1 rRNA gene is annotated in these 208 nt (G+C 47.6%); it reads left to right on the top strand.

Annotated elements, in window-relative coordinates:
• Positions 1-144 precede the first annotated feature (144 nt).
• Positions 145-208 (top strand): 5S ribosomal RNA (gene rrf, locus HFE01_RS26905); the annotation flags it as partial.

The raw sequence follows: 208 nt of genomic DNA, 5'->3' as shown, positions 1-208 counted from the left end.
CGCAATGAAGTTTCGGATCCAGTTTTCAGGGTGTAACACCTTGAAGGTATGTAGAAGTACATACGACAAGCGTATGGCGATTCATTCACACAATCTGTGATGAACCGAATAACCTTACGGAAGAATTTGCGGAGCAAATTCATGTTTGGTGGCGATAGCGGAGGGGTTCCACACGTACCCATCCCGAACACGACCGTTAAGCCCTCCA

Source organism: Paenibacillus sp. EKM10P (assembly GCF_011800655.1).
In the GTDB taxonomy this organism is placed as follows: domain Bacteria; phylum Bacillota; class Bacilli; order Paenibacillales; family Paenibacillaceae; genus Paenibacillus; species Paenibacillus polymyxa.
The sequence above is the reverse complement of the archived record's forward strand: the minus strand, read 5'-3'. Positions and strand labels throughout refer to the sequence as shown.